The organism is Cumulibacter soli (genome assembly GCF_004382795.1).
Lineage (GTDB): Bacteria > Actinomycetota > Actinomycetes > Mycobacteriales > Antricoccaceae > Cumulibacter > Cumulibacter soli.
In genome coordinates this window covers 22,961-39,234 of the sequence record NZ_SMSG01000008.1, presented here as the reverse complement: position 1 = coordinate 39,234, position 16,274 = coordinate 22,961, and the positions used below count along the sequence as shown (strand labels likewise).

The window sequence follows — 16,274 nt, the reverse complement described above, 5'->3', positions numbered from 1 at the left end:
TCATGGACAGCAGCGCCGAGTTAAGCGCTCAGCAACTCACCCTCGCTTACGAAGCTCGAGAGGTCGCCCGCGGACTGGATGTCGAAATCCCGCGGGGCCAAGTGACCACGATCATCGGCCCCAATGCCTGCGGCAAGTCCACGCTCCTGCGCGCGCTGGCGAAGCTGCTCAAACCCAGTGCCGGGCAGGTGTTGCTGGACGGTGCTGACCTGCGCGAGTTCGGTCCCAAACAACTTGCCCGGCGCCTCGGTCTATTACCGCAGACCTCGGTAGCGCCGTTCGGTATCACGGTAGCCGACCTCGTCGCGCGGGGACGATTCCCACACCAACGCATCCTGCAGCAGTTCTCACACGACGACGAGATCGCCGTGGCGAGAGCACTGGATGCTACCGGTACCACGGCGCTTGCTGATCGCGACATAGAAGAACTCTCCGGCGGTCAGCGCCAACGGGTGTGGATAGCGCTGCTACTTGCCCAAGACGCACCGTTGATGTTGTTGGACGAGCCGACGACCTATCTCGATATCGCCCACCAGCTCGATGTGCTGGAGTTGTGCCGCACGCTCAATCAACGCGAGGGGCGCACGATGGTGCTGGTGCTGCACGATCTGAACCAGGCTGCTCGATACGCCGATCACCTGATCGTGATGAAGGACGGCGCTGTCGCGGCGTCCGGTGTCCCTGCCGAGGTACTCACCGAGGAGTTGCTGGCGCGAGTGTTCAACCTCGAATGCCGGGTCGTACCTGATCCGGTGCTCGGGAGCCCCATGGTGATCCCGATCGCGAGTCTTACCGATCGCGAGCACGAGGACGAGGCGGCCGGATGACGCTACGGATCGGGCTATCGCTATCCCCTACGTGGCTGCGTGGCGATTCATGGCGCCAACGCGCCAGCGGCGCGGAGTCGATGTTCTCCACCGAGTTCTATCTGGGCCCGGCCAAGCTGGCCGAGGCCGCACAGTTGGACTTCCTGTTCAAACCGGACGCGGGTTTTCTCGATCCCGCACCGCTGGGTAGGGGCGTCGGGTTCGCCGCGTTGGACTCGATCGTGCTCATGACCGCGTTAGCGACGCAGACATCGCAGATCCGGCTTATCCCGACGATCTCCAGCACCTTCGCGCACCCATATACCGTGGCGCGTCAACTGCAGTCCCTAGATCAGCTCAGCGGCGGGCGCGTGGGCTGGAACGTGGTCACGTCACTCGGCGGTGCGCAGAACTTTCCTGAATCCTCGGTGGACGATCCTTATGCGAACGCGACTGACTTCGTCGAGATGATTGAGGCTCTGCGCCAGACCTTCCCTGCCGACGCGCTGCTCGTCGACCGCCGCAACGGTCGGTTCGCCGATATATCGACCCTCAAGACCGCCACGCCGCGCGGACGCTACGCCTCGGACGGCCCTATTCCGGTGCCGGCGGTGTCGCAGCGACGGTGGCCGTTGGTTCACGCCGGTGGTTCGGCGCGCTCTCGTGAGTTCGCAGCGCAGTACGCCGATCTTGTATTCGCGATGGCCTCGACTCCCGAGGATTCCCAGCGGCAGCGCGCCGCGTTGAGGGCAGCAGCCGAACCGCGTCGTCGACGGGTGGGGCTTCTGCCGGGATTAGCACTGTGCCTGGCCGATACTCGCGCCGAGGCGCAACGACTCGCCCAGGAGGCGGGCACTCGGGGCACTGGCGCGCACGTACAACATTGGTCTGTTACCGGAACGCCCGACGACGCGGTCGTCGCGATCACCGAGTGGGCCGACACCGAAGCCTGCGACGGGCTGATCGTGCTACCGATCGGATCGATTCGCTCCCTAGAACTATTCACCAGTGAGGTAGTCCCTGCATTGGTCGCGTCCGGGCATTACCGTTCGCCACAGCATCCAGGTCCGAGCCGTCAGGAGAGACAACGATGAACGCTCCGTCGAAGTTGGCATTGGCGGCGCACCCGAGAACGACCGAGCGCACAGCGAGCCCAGCGATCAAGACGCTCAGCGACCAATTGCGAGCAGCAACGCGAGCACGACACGAGCAGGCGCTAGCCGAGTTCTGGGCGACGACTGCTACCGATACACCGCTGATCGAACCGGTCGCCGACGGAACCGCGTTGACACTATTGTGGCGGGACGCCGAAGCCGCCGCCGTACTCGTCACCGTAAACCGCGTGACGAACGACCTTGAGTCCAGCACCATGCAGCGCGTTCCGCACACTGACGTATGGCATGCCTCGTACCTGCTGGAGAACGACTGGCGCGGCTCGTATACCGTGCTCGCCGCCGATGCCGCCGTACTGAGCACCTTGTGTTCGATGGAACCACGCGCGGCGATGGCGCACATCCGCCAGCACGGCGTGTGCGATCCGCGCAATCGGCACTCCTGCCTGGCACACGGACACCGCCGATCCTCCGTGGCGGCGCTAAAAGATGCCCCAGTACAACGCTACTTCGATCCGCACGCGCACCCGCGTGGCACCGCTACCGAACATGTCACCGCGACCGGCCGTCGCGTCTGGTCGTACCTTCCGGCCGAGGCAACCTCCGAGTGTCCGATCGTCGTCGTCCTGGACGGCGACGTATGGCACGCCTCCCAGTACGCCGCGACGACCATCGATGCGCTCATCGATGATGGCGCAATCCGAGCGCCGCTAGTGCTGATGGTCGATCCGGGTCCGACCGCGCAGCGCGTCGCCGACCTGCACATCGATGGACCGATGGCCGAAGAAATCGTGCGCGATCTCTTGCCCTGGGCGCGCTCGATGTTCGCAATCAGCGAGGATCCGGCTGATGTCGTGGTCTCCGGCGAGAGTTTGGGCGCACTCACCGCCCTCAAGGTCGCCTTTGATCACCCGCAAAGCGTGGGCTGCGCGGTGAGCCAGTCCGCCTCGCTGTGGCAGCACGACATGCTCGATCGCGCAGCCAGCGCCGAGCACCCTGTACGGGTCTACCTCGCAGTTGGCACCAAGGAAAGCGTGCTGCTCGAGCCCAATCGCGCGCTACGCGAATCGCTCACGGTGACGCCGCACGAACTGACGTACGTCGAGTACAACGGCGGACACGATATGGCGTGCTGGCGTGGCGGATGGGCCGAGGGAGTTCGGCAGATGCTCGCCCGCTCGTAACTCAGAACTTGTGCAATTCGGGGATCACCTTCTCCCCGAACAACCGCATTCCGTGCTCGGAGGTTTCAAACGGGATTCCGCCGAAACAAAACGCGGCATTCGCATTGAAGTCACAACCCCAAATGTCGCGCCGGGCGCGGTACTTCTCCACGATCTGCTCGGGCGTACCCCAGACATTCGCCTGTACGTAGCCGGCGGCGGCGTTCTCCATACCGGCTTCACGAATCATGTCCGCGCCCACCTGGTATGTCTCGTATCCCTTGGTTTCGCGCCAGTGTGACCCGGCGAAGTCATAGTGCCGAATAACCGACAGGAAGTATTTGGCGATGTATTCCTCGGCGAGACGCCGTGCCTCCTCTTCGTCCTCATGGCACACCACGAAGTCCTGCACCAGCGGCGCAGCCGGATAGCGGCCGTGCGCCTCCTTGAACAACTCGCGGTACTTGTTGATCGTCTCGCCATGAGTTTCGTTGTCGAACTGCATGAAGGTCATCATTCGGACACCGAGTTCCGCCGCGATCGGAATCGAGTCCGGCGACATCGCGGCCATCACGATCCGGTCGTCCCAGGTACGGTCCGGGTTCGGCCGCGGCCGGACCTCGATCTTCGGCTGTTTGTAGAACTCACCATCCGAGGCCACCACGCCCGTGTACAGCCCATCGATGACGATCTTCGCCGACTCGTTGAAACGTCCGCGGGCCTCATCCATCGGGATGCCGAACGCGTCGTACTCCAACTTCGCCAGACCGCGCCCGAGGCCCATCACGACGCGACCCTTGGCGAGATGATCGAGCGAAATTGCCTTCTCCACCACCCGCAGCGGATCATTCCACGGCAAAATCGCCGCACCGAGGCCGAGCTTCACTCGTTCGGTCTGCCCGGCGACGTACGCGAGTATCTGGAAATTGTCCGGGGACATCGAGTAGTCGTCGAAGTGGTGCTCCGCGCACCACACGGAGTCGAAACCCGCTTCCTCGGCGACTCGGCCGAGGCTGATCTCTTTGGCAAAAACATCCTCGTCAGAGCGATCTTCGTACCAGTTCTGCATGACGAGCAGAGTGCCAACTTCCATGGTCTTTCTCCTTAAGGTGTGGGCAACGGTAGGTACCGGGCGAACCGCGGGAGCGTTCGTAAGGCAGCGATCACGGGTCCAGGAAGACTTTTCGGGCGTGATCGGTGTCCATGTATTCCTTCGCCTCGACGATCTTCGAGTCCCGAACCACGAACAAGAAGTGGTACTGGTTCTGGTAGACGCGGCCGTTGTTCAGTTCGGCGTACGACTCGGTCTCGACGGCTACCCGGTCGCCGCCGGTGGTAAACGCCTTCGGGGACAACGTGATCGCGCCGCCCTTAACCAGCGACGCCACGCCGGAGATCCCCTTGACCCAGTCCTGTTTGCCCAACGTGCCGGACAGACCTTCCAGACTGCCCGCTGTCCACCAGGTGGCGTCGTCCGCTAAATACTCGGCGATCTTTTCCGGCCCACCGCTGCTGAAATCGACCATAAAACGCTCGATCAGCTTGCGATTGTCGTCTTCCTGGCTCATCTGTCCTCCACCATGCGTGCTCATCGTCGGGTGATGTCGATCGACGTCCACCGCCACCATTCGGCCCCCTGGTGAGGCCGATCACAGTCCGGTCAAACTACCGAGGGCGATATGAGTCCTGATGAGGATGGGCGACACGGGCTTGGAGGAATCTACAAAGCACCCTTCCGAACTCTAGTGTCTTAGTGCGAACATGTCGCAGATGAAGCACGACAATGCGGTAGCAGGAAAGGATGGCCCTACCGCCCTCCCCGCATCCACGCGGGCCGTCCAGTACGCGAACGTCGTGAGCGCGTTCGAAGAAATCGCGCTGACGACGATGGCCGGTGATACCGGCCTCGAACAGGTCCTGCGTCTAATCGGACGCCGGCTCTGTGAGTTGATCGGAGTCAGTCGCTGCACGGTCTACTTGCGGCGGGACGAAGAGAACTTCCAATGCCACGTCGGCTGGGCCCGGGCTGGCGATATGGGTGACGAAGTGCGCTCGCTGGTGACCGGCAGGGACAGGATGACGGCCGAGGCGGTTCACGCTCGCGAGCCGATACTGGTGCGCGACGCGCAGCGAGATCCGCGCCCCAACCAGCGCGCGATGAAGTACTTCGGGGTTCGGGATCTACTGGTTGTCCCGCTGGTGGTCAGTGACGCTGTCATCGGCATGATCTATATCGACAACGAGGAACGCCCGCATGAGTACACCGACGCCGACATGTCGACGGCGCGCGCCTTCGGGATTCTGGCGGCGATCGCGATCCGGCAGGGTGAGCTGCACAAAGAGTTGGAGGCGCGGCATCGGACAATCGTCAGCCAGAACCGCAACCTTAATCGACTATCGCAGATCTCTACCGAACTGACCGAGATTATGCTCGCCGGAGGCGATCTGCAATCGGTACTGGACCGGGTCCAGCAGATCGCCGGACTTCCGGTGCTCGTGTACGGCCCGGATCTGGCATTGATCGCCGCCTCACTCCCGGAGCGAATGGAGCATCAGCGACCGCCGACGCTCCCCCGTAACGCGTTGCGGGTCCCGCGCCTGAAAGACCTGGTGATCCAAGGACTGCGCGAAACGGTGGAGATTCCGCCTATACCTGCGATCGGATCGCACCATCGGCGCTTGATCAACCCGATGACGATAGGGCGCCGGCATCAAGGGTTCCTGGAGTTCGTGGAACAGGGGCGGCGATTCGCGGCCTTCGACTCGAAAATCCTCGCGCAAGCTACCTTCGCCGTCGCGCTGAAGCTGCTGACCGATATACAACATGGCGAAAACGCGGATCTCGCCCGACGAGACTTCCTATCCGATGTGCTGCACGGGCAGCGCGAACCGGGGCTGCTCAGCGACCGTGCGCATGTGTTCGGCGTACGCGCAGATGCACAGCATGTGTTGGTACGCATTTCGTACGGCGTGGAAAGCGCGAGTTATACCGGTACGACACGGCGCGGCGAGATCGAGGCCGAACTGCGCAACGAACTCGGCAGGGACTACAGCTTGCTCGGCACGGGCGTGCCTGGAGCGGACTTATTCTTGATCACGCTTCCGGACGAGGTGGGCCCAGCCCACGTCGAGTCCGCGCTGAGCACCTACTTTCCACGTGTACAACGAAAAGGCGCCCAATACCTGTTCGTCTGCCCACCGGTGTGTGGGCTTGCGAAACTGCCGCGCCATTCCGAAGAGGCTCGCGCGTTCGAAAACGCCCTGGAGGACCTCGGCACTGCGTCTCAGTCGGTGCTGATGCGCCAGATGCCCTTGGTCGCACTGACAGCCGTCACCGGTGGTCTGCGACAGGCCGCGGAGTACGCCGCGGACCTCGTAGATCCCATCTGTGCAGCGGATCCTGAGAATGTACTAATGCCGACCGTACGTTCCTTTCTCGCCTCGGACGGCAAGATACGCGCGAGCGCCAAGACGCTCGGGGTGCACGAGAACACGGTGCGGTACCGATTGGAGCGCGTCAGCGAGCTGACCGGACTTGATCTGCAGAACCTCGGCGATGTCAGCCGGCTACGGTTCGTGATGCAAGTGCACGGGCTGCGGCCCGCCTGATCACTCGTCCGTCAGCCTGGCGCGCAAGTCGACGCGGCGCAGTTTTCCGCTCGCGGTTCGCGGTAGTTGGTCCCAGACGCTCACCCGCCGCGGCGCCGCATGGCGTCCAACGCGCTCAGTTACCCACGCTCGCAGTTCCTTTTCCAGGTCTGCAGGCGCAGCGCCATTCAGCACCACATGCGCAGTGACTATGGATCCCTTCGTGGGGTCGGGAATCCCGGCCACGCCCGCATCATCGATCAGCGGGTGCTCCAGTAGTGCGTTCTCGACCTCGGACGGACCGACGTTCATACCCGAGGCGACGATCACGTCATCGCTGCGGGACTCGAACCAGTAGCGCCCGTCGGCATCGCGGCGTGCGACGTCCTCGGTGACGAACCATTCGCCGTCGAAACGCTTCTGCCAGACTTCGTCTCGTTCCCAATAACCGTAGCTACCGAAGAATCCGTTCTGCCTGATCGCCAGGCGCCCGGACCCGATGCCCGACACGGTCGACCCGTCCTCGGCACGCAGTTCGATCTCGAAACCGGGGACCGGGGTACCCATCGATCCCGGGATGGGGTCGAGTCCAACGTCGCCGCGCAGGTTGCCGACCACCATCCCGACCTCGGACAGCCCGTAGCAGTCGTAGATCGTTACCCCGGGGTTCTCTTCGAACCAGGCCGCGATCGCAGCGTCCAGTGGTTCACCAGCGCTTGAAGCCGCACGGAATGAGGACGGGATGAGTTCGCGCCCCGCCGCAGCCAGTTGCCGGTAAGCGGTTGGCGCCGCGGCGATGAGTCCGGCTCCGGTGCGGTCCATCGCGGTCCACCACGCTGCGGGGTCGAAGCGGCCTTCATAGATGACGCGCGGGTTTCCCCGTGACAGCGGTCCCAGGCCGGTGGTGAACAGGCCGAAGGACCAGCCGGCGTCCGAGGGAGCGAACAGCGTCTCGCCCGGCTCGAGGCCGAGACTGTGATCGAGGTAGGGACGCAAAGTAACGATGATGTTGTGGCTCATCATGCAGCCTTTCGGCTTTCCAGTCGTGCCGGAGGTGTACATGATGGTCGCTAGATCGCTTATATTCGAATCGAACGGCTCGTATACGCCGACCTCGGCGTCCAGGTCACCGTACAGATCACCGTCGGCGTCGACCACAATCGTCTGCATATGGGGGAACTGGTCGCTGATGCTTTCCAGCGCGGGAGCGTTCGCGGTATCGGTGATCACCGCGGACGTGCCGCTATCGCCTAGTCGTACCGCGATCCCGTCCCCGCTGAATCCCGAAAATAGCGGGACGTAGACGGCGCCGATGTACCAGGTGGCCAAGGCTGCAGTGAACGATTCCGGACGTTTGCTCAACAAGCCTGCCACGCGCTGTCCCGGCTGGATTCCGAGGTCCCGGAGTTCAGCCGCAAGTTGGGTAACTTGCGCCCGCACCTGCTTCTTACTGAGTTCGATGACGCTTTCGTCCTCGCGGTACCAAATCAACGCACGGTCCTCGGGCAGGTCGATCGACGCGATGTTGAAACGCCGACCCTCACGCATACCCGCCTCGGTTGCTGCCCGCTCCCAATCGAATGTGTCGCCCATCGATACCCTCCCCGGCCTGGTGGATCTTTCGACCTCGCCAACGTGTCTGTTGCTCACGCTATCGAATCGGTCGCTGTCTTTCGTAGGCTGAGTCGAATACCGCAACCCTGGAGGGCCCATGAAGTACGGCGTAACGATCTTCCTCACCGATCAATCCATCGACCCCGTCACCGTTGCCAAAGAAGTTGAGGCTCGCGGATTTTCCGGTCTTTGGCTCCCGGAGCACACGCATATTCCCGCCAGCCGCCGTACCCCGTGGCCGGGCGGCGCCGAACTGCCCGAGTGGTACCGCCGTACGGTAGATCCGCTCGTGGCACTCGCCGCCGCCGCGGCCGCCACCGAGCGGATCATCCTGGGCACTGGGATCATGCTGGCAGCCCAGCGTGATCCACTGGTGACCGCTAAAGCGGTCGCCACTCTAGACCGAATCTCCGGCGGACGAGTCGAACTCGGCATCGGGTACGGCTGGAACGAAGAAGAGATGTCCGCGCACGGAGTCGACCCGAAGCGTCGCCGTACCCGCACCCAGGAACACGTGCTGGCCATGACGCGGCTATGGGCCGAGGACGAGGCATCGTTCGACGGCAAGTATGTGAACTTCGAGCCGTCCTGGTCCTGGCCCAAGCCCGAGCAGCGCGGGGCGGATAATGCGCCTCGAGTGCCGTTATTACTGGGATCAAGCGCGGGCGCTCGGGCCTATGACCAAATCGTCGAGGCGTACGACGGCTGGATGCCGCTACGTAACTACGGCGCAGATGATTTCGCCGAATTGCGCCGACTGTGGGAGGACGCCGGGCGCGACCCGCAGCATCTGCGGATCGCGCCGTTCGGTGTCCCCGCGCAGAACGAGCGCCTGGATGAACTTGAGTCGATGGGCGTCGAGGAAGTCACCCTGGGTTTGCCGTCAGCATCGGCGGACGTCGTACTCGCCCGGCTGGACAAACTCGCCGCGCTGATCGAGTCCCGCGGGTAACTGTTCAGTCGCCCAGGCCCGCGGCGCGCAGACCTAACGCGCGCGCCCGGTCCATGTCGTAGTGCCGACGAGTGACCAAGCGCTGCGCGAACAGCCCGCCGCCGGACTGCAGGTTGGTCACCAGATGCCAGCCGCCGTAGGCATCCGCGGTGGTGTCGCGGATCGCGTGGAACAGTTTGGTGCGGTACTCGCCGGCGATATCGTTCCCGGTCGACATGTACTTCTCTAGGAATGGCCGCAGCGTCGGGTTGTCGAAGTCCGACATCGACGGCGCGGTGAGAACGGCACCTCCCGAGATGTCGTGCAGGTGTCGCACCATCGTGCTGAACTGCACCGCACCCTGATACTTGGTCACGTTGGTGTACATGTCGTCCGGGTAGTAGTACCCCTCGGGCGTCGATCCGGCGTTGGTGATCGCGGCTTCCAGGCCGGCACGCAGCAAACTGGCGTGGATGATCATCTCGTCGATCTTCTCGCGCACGTGCGAAATCTTCAGAGTCCCGTTGGCTTCGGCGATCAGGTGCGCGAGGCCGACCAATTCGTCAGCTTGCTGCACCATGAACGCCGTCCCGCCCAGCCGCTCCCAGAGGCCGAGCGAATGCGCGAACACCGCTGCCTGTGCGCTCTGACCATCGAGGAAGACCCGCTCGTACGGCACGAACACGTCATCGAAGATGCACATGCTGTCCGGCACGCTGTGCTGCGAGGACACCGGGAAGTCGCGGGCGTCGCCGGCCAACGGGTGGTACGTCGTATTCGTGATGTGCACGCCCGGCGAATTGACCGGTACGGCGCACGCGATCGCGTAGTCCTCCTCGCCCGGTTTCATCGTCTTGGTCGGCATCACCATCAGGTCATGGCCCAATGCCGCTGCGCTGATGTGGAGCTTGGCGCCGCGGATCACGACGCCGTCCGCACCACGATCTACCACCCGCACGTACGAGTCTGGGTCATCCTGTTTGGCTGGCGGGCGGCTGCGGTTTCCCTTTGCATCGGTGATGCACTCGGTGATCCGGATGTCCCCGACGCGGGCGGCCTGCAGGTATTCATGGATCCGCGGGACGCATTCAGGAGCCGCACCCTCAATCTGCGGTGCGGCGACCGCCAGCGTCATCAACGATTGGTAGGTGGTGTTCAGCAGCAGGTCCATCTCGATCAGAGATGGAATCTTGTCGCGCAGTTCCTCGACGCTACGGGGCGCGTCAATCAGCGGATTGACCGCGCCCGGAGTGCCGTCGTAGTACTTGTCGTATCCCTCAGCCGCCACGTTCATCGGGACGCCCAGCGCGGGCTCGTCCGCGAAGTCCTCGATCAGGCGGCCTTCGAAGTACACCTTGCGACCGTCGTGCAGCGAATCCTTGTATTGCTGTCCAGTGAGCATTGAACCTCATCTCATGATGCGCGGCCCCAGGGGCTGAAGACCACACACCGGAGCGCGTACGCCGCCGCGGAATCGGGGCGAAATTTACAGGTGGGTCAATTCGAGATTGTCACCGCGGGGGTAGACATGTCAACGTCTTGAGGGCACATACTGAACGTACGATCAAATGCACGTAAATGTTTGACAGATCATCCACCACGCCGTAGAACCGAAGGAAGGTGACGCGCACGTCACCTTGGTGTGTCGGCCCGCCCGCGACAGGGCCGGGTCGTCCGTCGGTCGAGGAAACCCGGAGGCCCGATTGTCGTCCCCCGAACTCACTTCGCAATTCGCTGCACGCCCGCACATCACGGTCGGCGAAATGCTGACGCTGAGCGCCGAACGGGAGCGTGACAAGGCAGCGTTCATCCTTCCGGACGGCCGTTGCCAATCGTTCGCCGAGACGAACGCGCGGGTGAATCAACTCGTGGATGCACTGCGACGCGAGGGGTTCACGCGAGGCGATCGCATCGCCGTACTCGCCCTTGATTCGCACCGATACATCGAGCTCATCCTCGCCTGCATGAAGATGGGCGTGGCGTACGTGCCGCTGAACTACCGGTTGATGACCTCGGAAGTAGGCACGCTACTCGAACGCGCGCAGCCACACGCGTTCTTCTTCGACGAGCGGTACGCCGACTTACTGGCGCCGCTGCGAGAGCAGCATCCCGCAATACGCATGTGGATTACATTCGACGGCGCCGACTCCGACTATGAGCGCCTGCTGGCCACCGGTGCGCAATCAGAGCCGAATGTCATCTGCAATGACGAGGACATCCTCGCCCTCGCCTTCACCTCTGGAACTACTGGTCTGCCCAAGGGCGTCATCCAGTCACAACGGATGATGAAATCCATAACCCAGTCATGCGCGGTCGACTATCGCGCATCGGCCGACGACATCCGCTACTGCGCAGCGCCCACTTTCCACATATCCGGCGTGTGCGGCCTGTATATGGGTATCGCAGTCGGGTTCACGTCGGTCCTGATGCCGCAGTTCGACCCCGTCCGCGTTTTGGATTTGATGGCGCGCGATGAACTCAGCGCCGCATTTCTCGTGCCGACGATGATCAGCACCATCCTGCAACTCGACGGCGTGGCTGATCACGACTACGACCGCCTCGAGTTGATCACCTACGGCGCCTCCCCCATCACGCCGGGGTTGCTTCGTCGAGCATTGGACACCTTCGGGTGCGACTTCCTACAGGCCTTCGGAGCTGGCACCGAGGCCGGCCTGCAGGCGGTCCTGACCCCTGAGGATCATCGTCGCGCGTTGGCCGGCGAACCCAAGCTCCTCGGCTCAAATGGCCGCCCGTCGTTCGGCGTCGCGATGCGGATCGTGGACGACGATATGAACCCGCTGCCTCCGGGCGAAGTCGGTGAAGTCGCCACCCGCAGCGACCAGGTGATGAACGGATACCTCGGGATGCGCGAGGCTACCGAGTATGCGCTGCGCGACGGATGGTTCCGCGCCGGCGATATGGGATATCTGGATGAGGACGGCTACCTGTACTTGCACGGACGCAAGAAGGACATGATCATTCGAGGTGGAGAGAACATCTATCCGCATGAAATCGAGGACGTGCTCGCCGAGCATCCGGCCGTGGTGCAGAGCGCTGTCGTTGGTGTGCCGGACGAACACTGGGGTGAGACGGTACGCGCGTTCCTGACCGTGAGCGCCGAAGTCAGCAGTGCGGAATTGACCGAACACTGCAACGCGAGCCTCGCCCGATACAAGGTGCCCGCAGAGTTCATCGTGATTGACGAGATGCCGACAAATGCCAGCGGGAAGATTCTCAAACGAGACCTGCGGACATGGAAGGTGGGCTAGATGGAGTTCGACTGGACCGATGAGCAGCACGCGCTGCGCGACGCGGTGCGCCGGCTGCTCGGTGGTGAGGAGTGCATCGCGCAAGCGCGCGCGGCGCTTGACGCCGACGGATGGTCCGATCGCGGAACGTGGTCGACGCTTGCTGACCAACTGGGCGCTCATGCCATCGCCATAGCCGAGGACGCCGGCGGGATGGGCGGCTCGCTGGTCGATCTTTGCATCGTGCTGGAGGAAATGGGCCGCGTGCTGTACGGCGGCCCCTTCTTCGCGAGCGTCGTACTCGCCGCCACCGCAGTGCAGGAATCCGGTGACGAGACGACCCGCCAGGAGTACCTGCCCGGTATCGCCGCCGGTGAGTTGAAAGCTACCGTCGCTGCCGCCGAAGCGGCGAACTTGGGTTGGCTGGACCCGAACATCGCCACTGTCGCCGATGGCGACCGGCTCTCCGGCTCGAAGACGCTCGTACTGGACGCCGACGCCGCCGACGTCCTGTTTGTGTCCGCACTCGATGCCGGCGAACTCTCCGTATTCGCGGTGCAAGCATCGGACGCGACGATCCTGAGCCGCGACACCCTCGACGGCACGCACTCGCTCTGCGACGTTGAACTGCGCGACGCCCCAGCGAAGAGAGTTGGCGCGCGTGGGGACGGCACGAAGATCCTTGAGCGCACCTTGCAGACCGCCGCGATTGGGATGGCTGCCGAACAGGTCGGCGCGACGACCGCACTGCTGGAGCAGACGACCGACTACGCCAAGACCCGCCATCAGTTCGGCAGGCCAATCGGGTCCTTCCAAGCGGTGAAACACGGGTTGGCTGATGTTCTCGTACCGTTGGAATTGGCCCGTTCGGCGGCATACTGGGCGGCCTGGCAAGAGCCGGGATCTGACGACTTCGCACTCGGCGCCGCAGTTGCCCGCAGTCAGGCATCCGAGACAGCGCTGCAGGCGGCCAAGGACTGCATTGTGCTGCACGGCGGGATCGGCTTTACCTGGGAACACAACGCCCACCTCTACGCGCGTCGTGCCCGCGCCGCGTACGGGCTGCTGGGTACGCCCGCGTCCTGGCGCGCCCGTCTAGCAGATGTCCTCACCCCGGCTACCGAGGGAGCCAGCGCATGATCGAACTGCCGACCAACGCCACCGAAGAACAGATCGGCGCGATCGCACACGATTGGATCCGCAGCAATCTGCCCGAGCAGTGGCGCGAGGCGGCCGAAGCGCGCGATTGGGCGGCCGTTGAGAAGTTACGTGCCGATGATTCGGTATGCAAACCGTGGTTCGCGGCGCTCGGCGACTCGGGGTTAGCGACACCGACCTGGCCCAGCGAATACGGTGGCCTGGAACTCAGCCAAGATGAGTCCGCGCCGATCGCCGACGCTCTCGAGCACTATCGCGCCGGTCGGGGTATGGATGACTTCGTCGGGCTCGCACTCGCCGGGTCGACCATCCTGGCCCACGGCACGACCGAACAGAAGACACGCTTCCTGCGCCCGCTGGCCCGCGCCGAGTATCGGTGGTGCCAGCTCTTTAGCGAACCGGGCGCTGGTTCGGATCTGGCCGGGCTCTCCACGAGCGCAGTGCGGCAGGAGGATGGGTCGTGGCTGATCAACGGCCAAAAGGTGTGGAACTCGTACGCGCACGTGTCCGAGTTCGGATTGCTGATGGCGCGGACCGACCCGCAGTCGCCGAAGCATAAGGGAATCACCTACTTCCTGCTGGACATGTCGCTGCCGGGCGTCGAGGCGCGACCACTGCGCCAGATGACGGGCAACGCCGAGTTCAATGAGGTCTTTCTGACCGACGTCGTTGTCCCGGCGGACGCCGTACTCGGTGAGGTCAACGGCGGCTGGTCGGTCGCGATCACGACTCTGATGGCTGAGCGCAGCGGTCTGACCGGGCGTCCGGCGGTCGGCGAGGGTGTCTCGGATGAGCTCATCAGCCGGGCGCGCAGCAATGGCGCGTGGGACGATCCGCTGCTTCGAGACGCGATCCTGAAGCTGGTGGTCACAGAACGCGCGCTGCAGATGACCACGATGCGCTCCTTCGCCGAGGTCGGGCCCGGTGGCGTCGGCGCCGAGGGATCGATTCGAAAACTCGTCAACGCGTCAATCGAGGAGGGCTTCGGCACCCTCGCGGCCGAGATCGACCCCCAGCACGCTCTGGCCTGGAGTGATGAACAGGAACGACGGGTCTCGCAGGACTTCCTCGCGATGAAGACCACGAGCATCGCAGGGGGCACGACCCAAATCCAGAAGAACATCATCAGCGAACGTGTGCTCGGACTACCACGCGATGTGGACCCCGAGCGTGGCGTTCCCTTCAACCAGCGCAAACGCGCGTAACCGATATAGGAGATACACATGCTCACCGGAGCCCAGTACAAGGATTCGCTCGATGACGGGCGCGCAACATTCTTTGACGGAGAACGAGTCAAGGACCTGCCAAACCATCCACTGCTCGGCGGTGTCGTCGATAATGTTGCCCACGGGTACGACTGGCTGAACGCGAATGCCATCGATGGCAAGAGCCCGCTCAGCGGCATCCCGAAGACGAAAGAGGAGTTACGCGCATCGGTCGAACTCGTCCACCACGCGGGAATGATCGCGCACGTCACCTACACATCGCTGCAGACTCTGGCCACTGCCGCCGGACGCCTCAAGGAATCCGCGCCCGATTACGTCGAGCGGATCCAAGCCATCATGCAGGACGCGCAGGACCGTGATGTCCGCATCACCCAATGCATCACCGACGCCAAAGGTGATCGCGCGAAGCACCCTGGAGAGCAGAAGGACGAGGACCAGTATGTCCGTGTCGTGGACCGCCAGGCTGATGGCGTTGTCATCCGCGGCGCCAAACTGCACATCACGGCGGCCTCGTTCGGCCACGAACTTCTGACGATTCCGACGAAGTCCATGCGCCAGGGTGAAGAGCAGTACGCAATCGCCGCCATGGTGCCGGTGAACGCCGAAGGCGTCAAGATCGTGAACACGACCTACGCGCCACGGCATGCCGATACCCGCGACTTCCCCGTGTCGGGCCAGGAGAGCTTCCCCGAAGGCTTCGTCATCTTCGACGACGTCTTCGTGCCTAATGAGCGGATCATGCTGGACGGCGAGTCCGGCAGTGCCGCCGTGTTCGCGCACTCACTCGGGCTATGGGAGCGCCTGGGCGGCCTGAGCTCAATGGCGGACGGCGCCGATGTCATGGTCGGTCTCGCGCAGCTCATCGCGAACGCCAATGGCCTTGGCCGGATGTCGCACGTGCGCGAGAAGATCTCGGAGATGATCATCCACGCGACGACGGTGCGCGCGTGCCTGGAGGCCGCACTCACGCACGCCGAGACCGGCGCGCTCGGCGCGGTGTTCCCCAGCGAGCTCTACACGAACGCCGGCAAGTACACCGGCGCCGCGAACTACAACCTGATGGTGCGTCACCTGCATGACATCGCCGGCGGCGCGATCGTGACCGCACCTTCGATCTCCGATCTGGAGAACGACGAGATCGGCCCGCTCGTGTCGAAGTACATGTCGGGAGCCTCCGAGGGCGAATATCGCACCCGGTTGTTCCACGCGATCCGCGACCTTACTGCCGATTCGTACGGCGGCTGGAAGCAGGTCACGAACATTCAGGCCGGTGGGGGTCTGTACGCGCAGCGCATCGTGACCCGCAAGCACTACGACATGGAAGCCGCCATGCAGTCCGCGAAGGAAGCCGCCGGGCTCGCCGAGGGCGCATCCGGACCCAGCCACGGCATCTAAATACAACGGCCTGATTCTCAGCGGTCTATCGCC

General features: G+C 63.5%; 13 protein-coding genes. 9 read left to right on the top strand and 4 right to left on the bottom strand.

Annotation, left to right across the window (positions count from 1 at the left end):
• Positions 1-2 precede the first annotated feature (2 nt).
• The 3 genes from E1H16_RS16465 to E1H16_RS16455 are packed head-to-tail and all read left to right on the top strand — an operon-like array spanning position 3 to position 3,102.
• Positions 3-827, top strand: a complete 825-nt coding sequence (locus E1H16_RS16465) for an ABC transporter ATP-binding protein (RefSeq protein ID WP_134325013.1) — start codon at positions 3-5, stop codon at positions 825-827.
• Complete coding sequence (locus tag E1H16_RS16460; RefSeq protein ID WP_134325012.1) at positions 824-1,900, top strand: LLM class flavin-dependent oxidoreductase; 1,077 nt, start codon at positions 824-826, stop codon at positions 1,898-1,900. Before E1H16_RS16465 ends, E1H16_RS16460 begins: the two co-directional genes overlap by 4 nt.
• Positions 1,897-3,102, top strand: a complete 1,206-nt coding sequence (locus tag E1H16_RS16455; protein WP_134325011.1) for an enterochelin esterase domain-containing protein — start codon at positions 1,897-1,899, stop codon at positions 3,100-3,102. Before E1H16_RS16460 ends, E1H16_RS16455 begins: the two co-directional genes overlap by 4 nt.
• Before the next feature lies 1 nt (position 3,103).
• Here the strand turns inward: E1H16_RS16455 and E1H16_RS16450 are convergent, their stop codons facing one another.
• The gene (locus E1H16_RS16450; protein WP_134325010.1) at positions 3,104-4,174 is read right to left on the bottom strand and encodes an LLM class flavin-dependent oxidoreductase; all 1,071 of its coding nucleotides are present in this window, start codon (positions 4,172-4,174) and stop codon (positions 3,104-3,106) included.
• 70 nt (positions 4,175-4,244) lie between these two features.
• Positions 4,245-4,649 carry a nuclear transport factor 2 family protein gene (locus E1H16_RS16445; RefSeq protein ID WP_208379112.1) on the bottom strand — a complete coding sequence of 135 codons (405 nt, stop codon included), beginning with the start codon at positions 4,647-4,649 and terminating at the stop codon, positions 4,245-4,247.
• Between the two features lie 202 nt (positions 4,650-4,851).
• Here E1H16_RS16445 and E1H16_RS16440 point away from each other — a divergent pair, with 202 nt between their 5' ends.
• Complete coding sequence (locus E1H16_RS16440; protein ID WP_166741813.1) at positions 4,852-6,690, top strand: helix-turn-helix domain-containing protein; 1,839 nt, start codon at positions 4,852-4,854, stop codon at positions 6,688-6,690.
• Here the strand turns inward: E1H16_RS16440 and E1H16_RS16435 are convergent, their stop codons facing one another.
• Positions 6,691-8,262: an acetate--CoA ligase gene (locus tag E1H16_RS16435; RefSeq protein WP_166741812.1), complete on the bottom strand. Its 1,572-nt coding sequence runs from the start codon at positions 8,260-8,262 to the stop codon at positions 6,691-6,693.
• Positions 8,263-8,380: 118 nt separating this feature from the next.
• Between E1H16_RS16435 and E1H16_RS16430 the strand changes: the two genes are divergently transcribed.
• A complete protein-coding gene (locus E1H16_RS16430; RefSeq protein WP_134325006.1) occupies positions 8,381-9,235 on the top strand; it encodes an LLM class F420-dependent oxidoreductase in 855 nt (284 codons plus the stop codon).
• 4 nt (positions 9,236-9,239) lie between these two features.
• On the opposite strand, the gene E1H16_RS16425 is transcribed toward E1H16_RS16430, so the two are convergent.
• Complete coding sequence (locus tag E1H16_RS16425; protein ID WP_134325005.1) at positions 9,240-10,616, bottom strand: 4-hydroxyphenylacetate 3-hydroxylase N-terminal domain-containing protein; 1,377 nt, start codon at positions 10,614-10,616, stop codon at positions 9,240-9,242.
• A gap of 301 nt (positions 10,617-10,917) precedes the next feature.
• Between E1H16_RS16425 and E1H16_RS16420 the strand changes: the two genes are divergently transcribed.
• The 4 genes from E1H16_RS16420 to E1H16_RS16405 are packed head-to-tail and all read left to right on the top strand — an operon-like array spanning position 10,918 to position 16,241.
• Positions 10,918-12,483 carry a class I adenylate-forming enzyme family protein gene (locus E1H16_RS16420; RefSeq protein ID WP_134325004.1) on the top strand — a complete coding sequence of 522 codons (1,566 nt, stop codon included), beginning with the start codon at positions 10,918-10,920 and terminating at the stop codon, positions 12,481-12,483.
• Positions 12,484-13,602, top strand: a complete 1,119-nt coding sequence (locus E1H16_RS16415) for an acyl-CoA dehydrogenase family protein (protein WP_134325003.1) — start codon at positions 12,484-12,486, stop codon at positions 13,600-13,602. It begins immediately after the preceding gene.
• Entirely contained in the window at positions 13,599-14,825 is a 1,227-nt protein-coding gene (locus E1H16_RS16410) for an acyl-CoA dehydrogenase family protein (RefSeq protein ID WP_134325002.1), read from the top strand. Before E1H16_RS16415 ends, E1H16_RS16410 begins: the two co-directional genes overlap by 4 nt.
• Before the next feature lie 18 nt (positions 14,826-14,843).
• Positions 14,844-16,241 (top strand): 4-hydroxyphenylacetate 3-hydroxylase N-terminal domain-containing protein, encoded by a 1,398-nt coding sequence (locus E1H16_RS16405; RefSeq protein WP_134325001.1) that lies wholly within the window; start codon positions 14,844-14,846, stop codon positions 16,239-16,241.
• The last annotated feature ends 33 nt before the right edge of the window (positions 16,242-16,274 follow it).

Excerpts from the sequence above, each read along its gene's own strand:
- E1H16_RS16450 (WP_134325010.1), bottom strand. The coding sequence starts at position 4,174 with ATGGAAGTTGGCACTCTGCTCGTCATGCAGAACTGGTACGAAGATCGC.
- E1H16_RS16440 (WP_166741813.1), top strand. The coding sequence starts at position 4,852 with ATGAAGCACGACAATGCGGTAGCAGGAAAGGATGGCCCTACCGCCCTC.
- E1H16_RS16465 (WP_134325013.1), top strand. The coding sequence starts at position 3 with ATGGACAGCAGCGCCGAGTTAAGCGCTCAGCAACTCACCCTCGCTTAC.
- E1H16_RS16445 (WP_208379112.1), bottom strand. The coding sequence starts at position 4,649 with ATGAGCCAGGAAGACGACAATCGCAAGCTGATCGAGCGTTTTATGGTC.
- E1H16_RS16460 (WP_134325012.1), top strand. The coding sequence starts at position 824 with ATGACGCTACGGATCGGGCTATCGCTATCCCCTACGTGGCTGCGTGGC.
- E1H16_RS16405 (WP_134325001.1), top strand. The coding sequence starts at position 14,844 with ATGCTCACCGGAGCCCAGTACAAGGATTCGCTCGATGACGGGCGCGCA.
- E1H16_RS16415 (WP_134325003.1), top strand. The coding sequence starts at position 12,484 with ATGGAGTTCGACTGGACCGATGAGCAGCACGCGCTGCGCGACGCGGTG.
- E1H16_RS16410 (WP_134325002.1), top strand. The coding sequence starts at position 13,599 with ATGATCGAACTGCCGACCAACGCCACCGAAGAACAGATCGGCGCGATC.
- E1H16_RS16430 (WP_134325006.1), top strand. The coding sequence starts at position 8,381 with ATGAAGTACGGCGTAACGATCTTCCTCACCGATCAATCCATCGACCCC.
- E1H16_RS16455 (WP_134325011.1), top strand. The coding sequence starts at position 1,897 with ATGAACGCTCCGTCGAAGTTGGCATTGGCGGCGCACCCGAGAACGACC.
- E1H16_RS16425 (WP_134325005.1), bottom strand. The coding sequence starts at position 10,616 with ATGCTCACTGGACAGCAATACAAGGATTCGCTGCACGACGGTCGCAAG.
- E1H16_RS16435 (WP_166741812.1), bottom strand. The coding sequence starts at position 8,262 with ATGGGCGACACATTCGATTGGGAGCGGGCAGCAACCGAGGCGGGTATG.